9 protein-coding genes are annotated in these 12,459 nt (G+C 70.5%); all 9 read right to left on the reverse strand.

The window, feature by feature from the left end; all coding sequences use genetic code 11:
• Positions 1–123: 123 nt before the first annotated feature.
• Positions 124–1,005, reverse strand: coding sequence for an ATP-binding protein (locus tag ABZ646_RS08160; protein ID WP_360514351.1), 882 nt, complete (start codon positions 1,003–1,005; stop codon positions 124–126).
• On the reverse strand, positions 1,002–2,585 hold the full coding sequence (locus ABZ646_RS08165; protein WP_360514354.1) for a recombinase: 1,584 nt from the start codon (positions 2,583–2,585) through the stop codon (positions 1,002–1,004). Before ABZ646_RS08165 ends, ABZ646_RS08160 begins: the two co-directional genes overlap by 4 nt.
• A 43-nt stretch (positions 2,586–2,628) precedes the next feature.
• On the reverse strand, positions 2,629–3,342 hold the full coding sequence (gene cas6e / locus ABZ646_RS08170; RefSeq protein WP_360514357.1) for a type I-E CRISPR-associated protein Cas6/Cse3/CasE: 714 nt from the start codon (positions 3,340–3,342) through the stop codon (positions 2,629–2,631).
• Positions 3,254–4,132, reverse strand: a complete 879-nt coding sequence (gene cas5e, locus ABZ646_RS08175) for a type I-E CRISPR-associated protein Cas5/CasD (protein ID WP_360514360.1) — start codon at positions 4,130–4,132, stop codon at positions 3,254–3,256. The genes cas6e and cas5e overlap by 89 nt, the downstream gene beginning before the upstream one ends.
• Positions 4,129–5,313 carry a type I-E CRISPR-associated protein Cas7/Cse4/CasC gene (cas7e, locus tag ABZ646_RS08180; RefSeq protein ID WP_360514363.1) on the reverse strand — a complete coding sequence of 395 codons (1,185 nt, stop codon included), beginning with the start codon at positions 5,311–5,313 and terminating at the stop codon, positions 4,129–4,131. Before cas7e ends, cas5e begins: the two co-directional genes overlap by 4 nt.
• Position 5,314: 1 nt before the next feature.
• The gene (locus ABZ646_RS08185) at positions 5,315–5,986 is read right to left on the reverse strand and encodes a type I-E CRISPR-associated protein Cse2/CasB (RefSeq protein ID WP_360514366.1); all 672 of its coding nucleotides are present in this window, start codon (positions 5,984–5,986) and stop codon (positions 5,315–5,317) included.
• Positions 5,987–6,032: 46 nt separating this feature from the next.
• Complete coding sequence (casA, locus tag ABZ646_RS08190) at positions 6,033–7,622, reverse strand: type I-E CRISPR-associated protein Cse1/CasA (protein ID WP_360514369.1); 1,590 nt, start codon at positions 7,620–7,622, stop codon at positions 6,033–6,035.
• 648 nt (positions 7,623–8,270) lie between these two features.
• Positions 8,271–11,117: a CRISPR-associated helicase Cas3' gene (cas3, locus tag ABZ646_RS08195; RefSeq protein WP_360514372.1), complete on the reverse strand. Its 2,847-nt coding sequence runs from the start codon at positions 11,115–11,117 to the stop codon at positions 8,271–8,273.
• Between the two features lie 810 nt (positions 11,118–11,927).
• Positions 11,928–12,257 carry a hypothetical protein gene (locus tag ABZ646_RS08200; protein ID WP_360514375.1) on the reverse strand — a complete coding sequence of 110 codons (330 nt, stop codon included), beginning with the start codon at positions 12,255–12,257 and terminating at the stop codon, positions 11,928–11,930.
• Positions 12,258–12,459: the final 202 nt, after the last annotated feature.

Genomic DNA, 12,459 nt, shown 5'->3' on the forward strand with positions numbered 1-12,459 from the left:
TGCATCCAGGGGCCGTGAACGTGACATCCCTGCTTCATCGCGCGTCCAGGCTCAGAGAAATGCGGCGGGATCCGGCAGTGCTCGTGCCGACGTCCTGCACCCGGATTGGGCCGGGCGTTCGGCTCAATAATCAGTGTGGCGCTGGGTCGGGTCGAGTCGGCTGAGTACGGCGCAGACCAGGTCGCGGCTGTAGGGGGCGCGCGGTTCTCCGGCGGCCTGGGGAATCGCAGGGCTGGTGGGGGTGTGCGGAGGTTCGGCTGGTGTGCCGGGCGTGCTGGGGCCGTGTTGTTGTTCTTGGATCAGGTAGGTGATCTTGGCCCATTGGCGGAAGTTGCCGTGGCAGGCGAGGTCGTCGATCCACAGCAGCTCGTCAGTGGGGGCGTTGGTCCACAGTGGGTGGTATTGGGGGATGACGGTGAGGACTTCGCCGGGGGTGAGGGGTTTGTAGCGCTGCCAGACGAGGATGCGGGAGTCGAGTGCGGGTCGGTTCTTGATCTTCTGGTAGCAGCTTTCGGCGCCGACGAGGACGACGGCGAGGCGGGTGTCCTCGTCGTCCCAGAGTTCGCGGATGAATTCAAAGGCGCGGGTGTCGAGCCACTGGGCTTCGTCGACGACCAGGACGCGGGAGGTTTCGGCCAGCGCTTCTTTGATCATGGTTTCGCAGCGGGTGCTGTTGGCGGGTGGCTGGCCGGGCAGGTCGAGTTTTTTGTAGAGGGCTGCACGTAGCGCTTGGATCTTGGAGGAGCTGAGCTTGATGCGCAGGGTGGTGTGGGGGGCGAGGTCGTCGAGGTGGCTGTTGACGGAGAAGGTCTTGCCGAGGCCGACGCCGCCGTGGACGCACATCATGGCGCCCCTGCCGTTGTCGGCGCTGAGGGTGGTGACGAGGTTGGCGTACGTCTCTGCGCTTGCTTGGGTGAGGATGGCGCGGGCGCCTGGCAGTCCGAGGTAGTGGTAGTTGGGTCCGGTGATTGGCTGTGTGTCGGGGGTGGTGGCTGGGTGCGTCATGAAATGTCCTGGGGCTTGGGGTCGGGCAGCGGCTGGGTCCAGCGGGAGGACGCGGGCTGGGGGCGGTTGAGGAGGTCGGGCCGGGCCTCGGAGTGCTGGTCGTGCGAGGAGCTGTGGAGTTCGCGGAGCTGGACGGCTGCTTGGCTGGCGGTGAGGCGGTTGCGGGGCTGGGGTGGTTGGGCGACGGTGGTGGGGATGAAGCGGGGTTTGGAGTTCTTGCGGGCGCGACGGGCTTTGGCGGCGTAGTGGTCGGCTTCGCGGCGGCGGGCGTTGCGGAGTTCGCGGGCTTGCTGGGGGCTGATCTCGTCGCTGCGGAAGGCGGAGCCGCGGTAGGCGAGGGTGTCGGCGTCGTAGAGCTCGACGCGGTGGAACTGGTTGGGTTCGTGGCGCAGGCGGACGATCTCGCCTGCGCTGCCGTGGCCGTGCATCCAGTCGCCGACGTAGTAGGCGCTTTTCCAGCGGACGCCCTTGCTGGTGATCTTCAGGGGTGGGCCGGCCTCTTTGAGGGTGTAGGTGTGGAGGTCTTCGGCATCGAGGGTGTCGATGGGGGTGAGGTCTGTGTGCCAGGCCTGGGCGGGGGTGCGCCGGTGAAGGCGGGCGATGGTGTGGTCGTTGTTCCACCAGTCGACCCAGTCCAGCAGGAGGGTGACGAAGGTTTCGTAGTCGAGCAGTTCGTCCAGCTTCCACAGAGGCTGGCCGCGGCGGTCGCGGCGGCTTCTAGGGGTGTGGGAGTAGCCGGGCAGGCCTTTGAACAGCGTGTGTTTGACGGCGCCGTTGACGGCTTCGACGGTGCCTTTGAGGTGGGGGCTGTAGGGGGGCAGGACGATCAGTTCGGTGCCGAATTTTTTGAACGCTTCGTCGACGCAGGTGCTCAGGAAGTCGCGGCCGCGGTCGACGCGGACCTTGCGGGGGATGCCGCCGAAGGGTCGGTAGGGGGCGTCGCACAGGATGGCGTCGCGTGCGGCGGCGAGGATGGCGTCCTGGCCGGGCTGGTGGGGGGTGACGGCAAGGCCGCAGATGGTGCAGGCGGCGTGGTCGACGAACCAGGTGATCCAGGGTTTGCTGCGCTGGCCGTCTATGTTGACGAAGACGCTGGCTTCGACGTGGTCGGTCTCCCAGACGTCGTTGCGGTTGCCGTGGGGGCGCAGGGCGTGGACGTCGTGGCGGCGGCGTCCTGCTTCTCCGTTCTTGAGGGCGGCGCGTTGGCCGGGGTTGAGTTCGCGGGCGACAGCGCGGTGGAAGGTGGCCGGGGAGGCCGGTGGGGTACCGAGGAGGCCGCGTCGGGCGAGTTCGCGGTAGGCGGATGTGGCGTTGCCGTGCCATTGGGCCAGGGCTTCGTGCATGGCGGGGGTGAGGGTGAAGTGGCGGCGGCCCTTTGGGGTGTAGGTGCCGTTGTGGGTGTCGGCGTTGTCCATCCAGCGGCGCACGGTGCGCCAGTGGACGGTGAAAGCGCTGGCGACGGTGCGGATGTCGTGGTGGGTGAGGTTCTGTGCGGCGCGTAGGCGCAGCAGGCGGCTTACGGCGGCGGCGCGCAGGGAGGTGGTGTCGTAGGGGCCGTCGGGCGGGGGTGTGGCAGGCACGGGGTAGGGCTTTCGGTCGGGTGCCGGGCAGGAGACGGGTGGGTCAGGCTGGGGCGAGGGTGAGCAGTCCGGCGCCGTAGGGTTTGCCGCGGCCGATGCCGGTGAGCAGGGCGTGGCTGAGCTGGTCGGGGTCGGTGATGGTGGCCAGGCCGTCGAAGCGGGTCAGCGCGTGTACGGGGCCGGGCGTGTGGGCGGAGCCGCCGGTGCTGCCAGGGTGGTGTTTCCAGGAGCGGCGGAAGCGGGCCGGGGTGGCATCGGCGGTGTTCAGGGCGAGCCCTGCCTGATGGGCGCGCCGCTGCCACCAGGCGAGAGCGTCGTCGCCGTTAAGCGGGATGACTTTCCTGCCATGTGGGTGGTCGACGGGCTGGTGGTCGTCCAGGACGCGGCGGACGGCGCTGGCGTTGGCGGTGATGCGGTAGTTCACCCGGCGGCCGGGGGTCAGTGCCTGGAGCATGGGGCGCAGGGGGCGGGTTTCGGCGGTGCCGTAGCGGTCGGGCAGGCGGGTGAGGTCGGGTGGCTGGTGGGACTGGATGAGCAGGGTGGGCGGGGTGGTGTCGGTGGCGTCTTCCAGGCGGAAGAGCAGGCCTGCCTTCTGGCGGGGGTGGTCGCCGAGGTTGTCGGGGGCCAGGAGCATCACGGTCTTGTGCAGGCTGACGGCGTCGGCGAGGTCACGGCGCGCAGCGTGGCTGCGGCGGTTGAGACGGATCCGGGTCAGCGTCGCCGTGGCAGCGAGGGTGTCGGCAAGAGGGCTGGTCACAGGGCGGTGTCTCCTGGTGGATGTAGGCGGTCAGTTCGGTGAGCGCGGGGGGCGGGGCGTACAGGGTGGCGGGCAGGGGTTCGGTGCTGTAGCAGATGCGGCGGGTGCGGTGGGAGCGCCGTGTGGGGGTGAAGTCGGTGGGCACGTCGGCGACTTCGCGTTCGCTGCGGGTGGCGGGTACGTGGGTGGGCGGGTTTTCCCAGATGAAGGTGACGGGCACGGTGCTGTGCCCGGGGCGGGGTGGGGCGCTCAGGGTGAGCGGGACGTGGTGGAGGAGTTCACTGACGGGGTCGGGGTGCGGGCCGCGCAGGACGAGGGGTTCGTGGGGGACGCAGGCGCGCCGGCCCAGGTAGGGGGCGAAGGCGGGCTGTTCGAGCCGGTGGACGAGGTGTTCCAGCAGCCGGTCGGGGCCTTGCACGGCGAGGGTGAAGACGGCGTCGGCGAGGTAGACGCGTTCGCTGACGAGGGTGGATTTCTCCGCGGGGCGGTACTCGCCGCTGCTGGTGTGCAAGCCCTTTTGGTGGCCGCGGCCGCCGCCGACCGTGTGGAAGTCGGTGTGGCGGGTGCCGGGCCGGTCGACGCGGACGGTGAACTCCAGCTCCGTGTAAGGGACTTTGCCGGTGGCCGGGTCGGGCGCGAGGGCTTCCTCCCTGGCGCATCCCTCGGCGGCGGCGAACATGCCGATGAGGGCCGAGCGGGAGGGGAAAGGGAGGGTGTCGCGGTAGTGGAAAGCGGCGTGTTCCCCGAACGACATCAGGGGTGCGGCCAGACGCAGCAGGATGCCGTTCATACGGTCGTAGCCGACGAGGTCAGGGCGGCCGTCTCGGCGAGCGCGTCGATGAGGTCGTCGAGGCTGGCATGGGCGGTGCCGAGGTGGTCGACGGGTTCGCTCTGGAGGGCGGTGTAGCCGGAGCCGATGAGACGGCGGGTGCCGATCATCCGGTTCAGCTGGCCGGCGTGCTCGGACAGGGCCTGGACGGCGGGGGCGGTGTAGCCGCCGCCATGAGCGGACCTGACGGGCTTTTCGAACGCGCCGGCGTAGGAGACGGAGCGGCGGTCACGGATCGCGTAGTGGATGAGGTGCGGGTAGGTGTGCGGGGCGGTGGAGGTCTTCTTCGCGCCGGGCATGACGTCGGCGAAGGCCTCGGCGAACAGGGCCAGCAGGTGCAGGGCCTGCTTGTGGTCGCCGCCCAGGTTGCGGGTCAGTTCGGTGAGGTTGACGGTGGCAAACCGGTAGAACAGGCCGCTGGTGAAGAACGCAGTCTGCAGGTGGGCGCTTCCGGCCTCGCCGTGCTCCGACCAGTCGTCCACCGCCGTGAAGTAGTCCGGCTGGGAAGCGCCTTGATGCACGGTGAAGGCATGCGCCATCTGCACGGCACCGTCCACGTGCGCGCCGCTGATCTCGGCGAGCATGCGGCCGAAGAGGTTAATGGTGGCGGTGCGGCGGCGGATGAGGGCGGTGACCGTGCGGGTGGGCAGCACAGCGTCCGGCTTGGTCTTCCTGGCCTTGGGCTTGGCCTGTTGGGCGGTGTGGGCCGCGAGGGCTTCTTCGAGCTGCGGGCGGTGTTCGGTGCACAGCGCGGTGAAGTCGTCGAGGACGTCGCGCGGCAGGTAGAGGGTGGCTGAGGTGATGCCGTTCTGGTTTTCCTCCGTCTTCAGTCCTTCCCGGGTGGCCGAGCGCACGATCTGGGCTCCGGCGAAGGCGGCAAGGGGCTCGGGCCAACCATCCGCCTTCAGCCTGTCGGTCACCCGCAGGGGCACCTTGCGGGTGCGGGCAGCGTGCTCGTCGAGGACTTCCTCCAGCCGCAGGCGGACAGGCCGCTTCCAGGCCTGGGAGGACACCATGGGCCGGACGACGCCGCCGAATTCCATGGTTTTGGGCAGGTCGTCCTGCCCGCGGTTGAGGAGGGAGGCGCCGACCGGGTGCAGGACGTGGAAGTCGGCGTAGCGGGCGGGGGCGTAGGCGGCCATGTCAGTGCTCCGTGGAGGTGAGGGTGTGCAGGGCGAGGAAGTAGTTCTCGCGCCAGCGGGCGGCGATCTCCATCCGGTCGTCGTCCCACCAGGCCAGGTCCTCGAGGAGGACGGCGAAGTCGAAGCGGGCGGCGCCTCGGCTGTGCAGGTGGCCGGCCAGTGCCCACAGCTGCGGGTGCAGCAGTGAGGTGTCGAGTCCGGTGAGGACCTTGACCCGGTTGGTCATGCTGGCTTCCTTGAAGCCGTACCGGGCCACGGCGATGGCGAGGTGGGTGCCGAGGTCGGGGCGGCTGCGCCAGGGCCGCGCAGGCGTGGCCGGTTGCGCGAGGGGCTGGATGTGCTGCGGTGAGACGGCGCGGGTGGCGTCCGGTACGGCGGGGGTGTCCCGGTTCTTGCCGGGGTCCGGGATGAGCAGTTCGGGTTGGTAGGGGTCGTCTTCGTTGGGCAGGTCGCGGTGCAGGGCGATGAGGCCGGCCACGGTGTAGTGGGCGCGGCGCGCTCCGAAGCCGGCGATGTGCCGGGTGAGGTGTTCGGGCATCCGCGGGCACTCCGCGACGGGGCGTCCGAAGCCTGAGGCGAGGTCGGCGCGGATGCTGTTGACTGCGCACAGGGTGATGACCTGGTGGACGAAGTCGTCGTAGTGGGCGCGGCGTTGCGCCGTGGTGACGGGCATGGTGCGGCAGCCTTCGGCAAGAGGACAGGAAGGTGGAGGGGAAAGGTCAGCGGCTGCGCAGGCGCAGCTGGGCTACGGCGGCGGCGACGGCCTCGCCGGTGCGGAAGTGCTGGGCGATCGCCGGGCGGGTGGCGGTACGCAGTGCGGCGATGGCGTCGGCGGCGAACGCGGCACGTGCACTGCGGGCGGGGTCGCCGTCCAGGAGGCTCCAGAAGGTGGCCTCGGCGCGGGGCCAGTACAGGGTGCGCGCGGTGCGGGTCCAGGGCGGCAGGTGACGGGGCGCGCCGGCGGTGACCTTGCCCCAGGCCTCCCGGGAGACGGCATCGAGGCACGCGCCGATCTCCTCGGCGGCCTTGCGGCATTCGGCGATGCGCTCGGCCGCGGCGGGGTCGTTCTCCTGGACCCAGGGCCAGATCGGCGGGGTCAGGGCCGTGTACCAGGTGCGGTTGGCGGTCTGGCCGTCCTCGTCGAATGCGTAGACCCGTACCCGCAGGGCGGCGCGCAGGTCGGGGGGCAGGTCGTTGAGGGTCGTGAAGGCTTCGGGACGCTGGACGGTGTAGCGGCGTTTGCTGCCCTTGCTCTGTTTTCCCTTGCGGTCGTCCTCGTCGCCCGCCAGCAGCAGGGCGTCCAGGTCGCGCCACAGGGCCCGGTCGGCGTCCGCACGGCGTGCTGTGTGGCGGCGGGTGGCGTGCTCGCCGGTGTGGATGTGATGGATGAGGTACGGGTCGAGGGCGGGGAGTTTCTTCTGGGTGGCCCAGGTCAGGTAGGCGTCGACCACGTGGCGGCCGTCCGGTGAGGGCAGCAGGAGAACGGCGTGGCGGGAGCAGCCGGTGAGCAGGCCGCCCGGTGAGGTCACCGGGGGTGGGGCGGCATCGGGGTCGGGGCCGTCGTCAGGGTCGTCGTCGGGGTCGGGGGCGTGCAGGGGTTCCTCCCACGGGCAGCAGTCCGGGGTGCCGGGCCACTGCTGGGAGGGCTTGGGGATGCCCGCGAGGAGGGTTTCGTACAGGGTGCGGCCCAGGGGATGGAACGAGAGCGTCGTGCGCAGCGGCCCGGCTTTGGCTTTTCCGAGAGAGCGGCCGCCCACGGTGCGCACGGAGCACTGTCCGGCCGCGCCGTAGTAGTGGTGGATGAGCAGGTGCCACAGGGCCTCGGCGCTGGGGACCGGCTGGGGGTCGGTGTCGGTGTGCGGGCTGAACCAGGCGAGGTTGTTGCCCTCGGGGCGGCCGAAGACCAGTTTGTTCACGCCGGCCCGCTTGGTGCACTGGCTGGCCAGGCGGGGATCGCCGAGAAACGGCCGCACCGGGTGGAACAGGTCCCAGATGTACTGGTCGAAGTAGGCGTGAACGGTGCCGGGGTCGAACCCGTCGGGGTTCTGCAGTAGTTCACGGCGGCGGGCTGCCCACTGTCGTGCGCTCATGCGGGGTTCCGCTCGTCCGTCCAGGCAGGTCACGCGTGCGGCCATTACGACGAGCAGTCGCAGGACGGCGGATGCCGCGGGCGGGAGCGGAAGCGCCAGGTCCTTGATGAGGTGGGCGCGCAGCAGCACGTCCCGCCATCCCAGGTCTTCCTGATGCCCGTCCAGGAACAGGACGGGGATGCACGGTTCTTTGTCGGTGTCGTATTGCGGGGGTTGCACACAGGCTCCGTTGCCGGGTGTGAAAACGATGGAAAAGAGAATGGGAAAGAGGGAAGGTGATTTCGCTGGTACCGGCCGTACGTTCGGCCGTAACGCCGCGGGATGCCGCGACGGACCCGGGGAATCGGGAGGGGCAGGCCACGACGGCGCGGGCCGGGTCAAGCCGCGCCGATGGGCAGGTCCCGCTACAGGCGCACCAGGGGTGCGGTGCGCGCGGCGCAGCAGGCAGGGATGCGCGAGATACCGGACTCGAACGCCCGTCCGGCTCTGCATTTCCATATTAGCTACAGACAAGCAGCTTCCGAACCACATGGTTCAGCGGGCAATTACCGGCCGGTTCCCCCTTTTTGAATTGAAGTCATTTTCCAGCTACCGGAGTCTATTTCCCCGTCTGCGTGCTGCCGGCGTGCGTGGCGTACTGCCCTGCCTCCGGCTGCAGCGGCCCTGCCGGCCCCCTGCAGGAGGGCACTCCCCCGGCCGGCTCTGTGCCGGTCTGGGCGCGGGACCGGCGACGACCGGCGGGGTGTGGCGTACCGGCGGGGCGTGCGTCGGGCAACGGCGGATGGCTCGTCCGGCCTGCTGGACGGCAGCGGCGGGTGCGGAGCGTGTCCGGGCGGCGGTGCGGGAGCGGACGGAAACGGGGGTGGCTCAGTCCGCGCTGTGGACGAGCCCCAAGTCGTCGTCGAGGTGGAGGCGGTGGCGGCCGAAGCGCACCGGCCGGGTGGGGTCGTCGGCTGACCGCGGGAGCAGGACGAGGTCGGCGAGGAGGGCGTGGGTGCGCCAGGCGGCAGGGGTGGGGAGGTGTCCGCGTCGGTCGGAGACCCAGGCGGCGGGAACGGGCAGCGTGTGCTGGAGGATCGTGCGGATCTGTGCGGTGGTCGGCTTGTGCTGCTCGGGCAGCGGCTGGGTGCCGGCCGCGTCCAGGGCAAGGCGGCCGCCCGGCGTGCGGTGGACGGGCAGGAGGCGGCGGGGCGTGGTGCCCAGACGGGTGGCGGCCTCGCGGGGGTGGAGGTTTTGGCGGTGCAGGTCGGACAGCGAGAGCGTGTCGTGCCAGACGGGGACGAGGTGCAGTGTGCTGTGGTGTTCCTCGGTGCGGGTCCGGGCCTGGTGGAGGGTGTGGCTGCGGCGCAGGGCGGCGTCGGCGCGGGCGAGTTCGCCGGCGTCGCCGTGCACGCTCTCCACCAGGTCCTGCACATCGTCGGGCAGGGTGAGCAACTGCTCGGGCCGGCGGGTGAGGCAGGCGGCGGTGGCGAGCGGCAGGAACGGGGAGTCCAGGGGGCGCCAGGCGGGCGGCAGGAGGGTGCGGCCTCGGTGGTCGGTGGGCTCGAGGACGATCAGGCGGGGGTGTTCGGGCAGCCAGGCGGGCCTGAGGATGTGGCTGAAGCGCCACAGGCGGCCCAGGCGCTGCAGGAGGGTGTGCATCGGGGCCAGGTCGCTGACCATGACATCGACGTCGATATCCAAGCTCATGTCCAGAAGGCTGGTGGTGACGATCACCAGGCGCTCGGGACGCTCACCGTGCGAGGACAGGGCGGTGCGGATGCGGCGGGTGCGGGCTTCGCGCCGGTGGCCGGGCAGGCGGGCATGCAGCAGGAGCAGCTGCCCGTCGGGGCCGCCGTCCGGCCACGTGAGGGCAGCGCACAGGTGCTCGTAGGTGGCCTGCGCATCGGCCATGGTGGCGCAGTAGACGGCCGCGCAGCCGCCTAACTGGGCGACGGGGGCGATCTCCCGGGTGATGCGGTCCAGGCGTTCTTCCCGGGCGGGGGTGTTCTCGGGGTCGGTGCAGGAGGGGTGGCGCACCGGGTGGAGGCGGATGCCGGCGCGGCGCCGGTGCCGGTCGGCGTGGGCGGCGGCCGCGGCAGGGTCGATGCGGGTGAGCGAGGCGTCGCGGGCCGCGGCGTAGAGCCAGCCGGGGTAGGGGGGCCGGCAGTCCAGGTGTGCTGTTGCGGCATGGGGGTGGCCGGCGCCGTCGAGGTAGCTGCGCACGAGTTCGTCGGCGGTGCCGGCGGGCAGCGTCGCGGACAGCAGCACCACCGGGCAGCCGAGCGCGCCCAGCCAGTTGAGCAGCCGTGACAGCGTCCGCCGCATGAACGGGGGCAGGGCGTGGACCTCGTCGACGATGACGGTCCGCCCGGAGAGGGCCAGCATGCGCAGGGCGCTGAAGCGGACCGGCAGGGCGGCCATGAGGGCCTGGTCGTGGGTGGCCACGGTGAACTGGGCCAGCAGTGCCCTGTCCCAGCCGCGCAGCCAGCCGTCCGGGACCGTCACCCGCTCCTCGGGCCGCTCCCCCGCCGCCGGCTCGTCGCCGTCGTCACCGCCGGGCCAGTAGGCATCGCTCGTCGAGGGCGCGTGGGCGGCGAGGCGGTGATCGTTGTAGGCGGTGTTGAGGTACGGGTGGCTGTGGACCAGGGAGACAGGAGCGTGCTCGGGGCGGTGGGCGGCTACATAGGCCTCGAGGATGTCGTAGGCGGCGTCCGTGGTGGCCGTGGTCGGCAGCAGCCACAGGATGCCGGCCGTGTCACCGGTGGCGTTGAAGATCCGCGCGGCTTCCAGCGCAGCGACGGTCTTGCCGCCACCGGTGGCGTCGGTGACCACAACGATGCCGGGCCCCTTCTCCCCCACCGCAGTCCCGAGTTGCTCCAACACCGAGGCCTGCAGGTCGTTGGGTTTGTCCAGGCCGCCGTGCGCCTGAGTGAAGGGTGTTTCCGGCAAGACGACGCGGTCCAGCCCGGACTCCTCGAACAGGGCGGGGGCGTCCAGGACGGCCTGGGCGTAGTGTTCGCCGGCGCCGAAGGCGGGCGCCTGGGCCTTGGGCAGCCAGTAATGCCCCTGGCTGGCCAGCCGGTCCGCGATGATGCCGACTCCGGTGATCAGCACGGCCGCCTGCACCGTCACATCCGTGGGCACTGCGGTGGCGCCGGTCAGATGGCGCACCAGGGCGAAGTAACGGCGGCGCAGGTCCTGCCAGGCCGCTCCGCCCAGTGTGAGGTTGACGCGGGCGGTCTTGGCCGCGCCGTCGATGTCGACCTGCAGGAACCGGCCGTGGTGCCCGCCCAGGATCTGCGCCACCAGCACACCGGGGCTGTCGGACGTGTCCACCGGATAGCCCGCCTCTGCCAGCAGGTGCAGCACGCTGTGCATGGTCGCCCGTTCGTGCGGCATGCTCCGCCAGTTACGGGTGTCCGAGCGCAGAGTGTCGCTGATACGGGCCCAGGGATGCGCCTCCTGCTCCTGGAAAGCGGACAGCTTGCCCAGATCGTGCAGACCGGCGAAGAACATCACCAGGCAGCGCGCCTCGGCCAGGGTCACGCCCAGACCGGAAGCGATCAGCCGGCGCTGACCGCGGGTCAGGTACCGGTCCCAGACCACACCGGCGACCGCCGCAACATCCAGCAGATGGAACAGCAGGGGATACACCGCCCGCTGCCCGCGGTCGAACTTGCCCCACGGCTTCAGATCGATCCCGCCGCGCCGGGCGTCCTCCCGCACTCCCACCGACCGCTCCCTCCCTATGCCAACTCGCCCCGCAAACACGGGTGTTGCTGCCCAGCATGCCGCATGCGGATCATCTCGCGCGGCGGCAGTCCCCCGCGCGGGTGGGTGTAGCCTGAGCTCGGGTCCGCTGGTTTCCACGCCTTACGCGAGGGTCCATCTCTGCTGGTCATCACAGGCCTCTCCGGGCCTTACTTCCCTACACACGTGGGGGTCTGTCCTCCTGCGCTACGCCGCGCGGTGCGGCACTATCGTGTTCCCCACGCGCGTGGGGGTCAGTCCGCGGCGGCCTCCTCCACCTTCTGGTGGAACGTGTCTTCCCCACACGCGTGGGGGTCTGTTGACCTTTCCCCGGTCGACAACGATCGTCTTGGGATGCTCCCCCCACACACACGGGGGTCGTTCCATCCTCCTCGCCCCCCCGGTCATCGTCCCCGCACCCGCGGGGTATCTCCCAGGTTTGGGATACCGAACACGTGCAGACCAGTCTTCCTCACGCGCGTGGGGGTCGTTCCTGGCGGACGGTTTCGGCACGGCAGGGGATGCAGTCGTCCGCACGTAAGGGGGCGTTCGTCGCTCGACTCGCCTCTCCGTGCGTACGGCTCGGCGCATTCTCCCTGCCCGCGTACGGGCTACCGGTCGGCCAGCACAGCGCGGCCCGTGAGGGGCCAGGTGTCAAAAGCCCGGCCCTGGCTCCCGGTCGGGACTCGTCGGGCCGTTTCAGCTCGGGTCCGGGACAGTCTGTCGTGCCTTCCGCCGCGGCCTATTCCCACCGGCAGGTGAGAGGCGGCGGCCGCCTCACGACAACAGGCCTCAGCGCTGGGCTGCCGACCCCTCGTCCCGCCTGCTTGCCCAGTCCCTCACCCAACCGATTGTCTCGTCCGGCTTCGGCATCGCCGAGTACACGACGAACTCCGCGTAGTTCGGGTCGTCGATCGACAGCGGTGGCAGTGGATACTCGCGTAGCCTGGCCACCAGGTATCCGGCGGCCAGCAGGTCACGGGACTTTTCGATGTCGAGGTCAACCTTGTCCGCGTGCCAGTAGGAGCCGTCGTACTCGATGGCGAGCTTCCGCTCCCCTGCCGTCTCGACCGTGATGTCGACGAGCCAGTTCGCACGCCGGGCGAATGCCTCGTGCCGCACTGACTGGCCGGACGACGCTCCGCCGAAGGCGCGCTCCGCAGCTGCCCAGTGATCAAGCTCGATGCGGGACTTGCCATGCTCTCGGCACTCGGGGCAGCCGCTGCCGTTAGGGACTGTCTTCAGTTGTGATCAAACCCGGGTTCTGGCCCCGGGCGGGGTGTCGGTCCGGTAGGACTCTGGTGTGACGCGTGCGCAACTGACC

This window comes from Streptomyces sp. NPDC007162, from assembly GCF_040634175.1.
Lineage (GTDB): Bacteria > Actinomycetota > Actinomycetes > Streptomycetales > Streptomycetaceae > Streptomyces.

What these genes read in the sequence shown, in the direction of transcription:
- ABZ646_RS08185 (WP_360514366.1), bottom strand. Translation starts at nt 5,986, where the DNA reads ATGCCCGTCACCACGGCGCAACGCCGCGCCCACTACGACGACTTCGTC.
- cas5e (WP_360514360.1), bottom strand. Translation starts at nt 4,132, where the DNA reads ATGAACGGCATCCTGCTGCGTCTGGCCGCACCCCTGATGTCGTTCGGG.
- cas7e (WP_360514363.1), bottom strand. Translation starts at nt 5,313, where the DNA reads ATGGCCGCCTACGCCCCCGCCCGCTACGCCGACTTCCACGTCCTGCAC.
- ABZ646_RS08160 (WP_360514351.1), bottom strand. Translation starts at nt 1,005, where the DNA reads ATGACGCACCCAGCCACCACCCCCGACACACAGCCAATCACCGGACCC.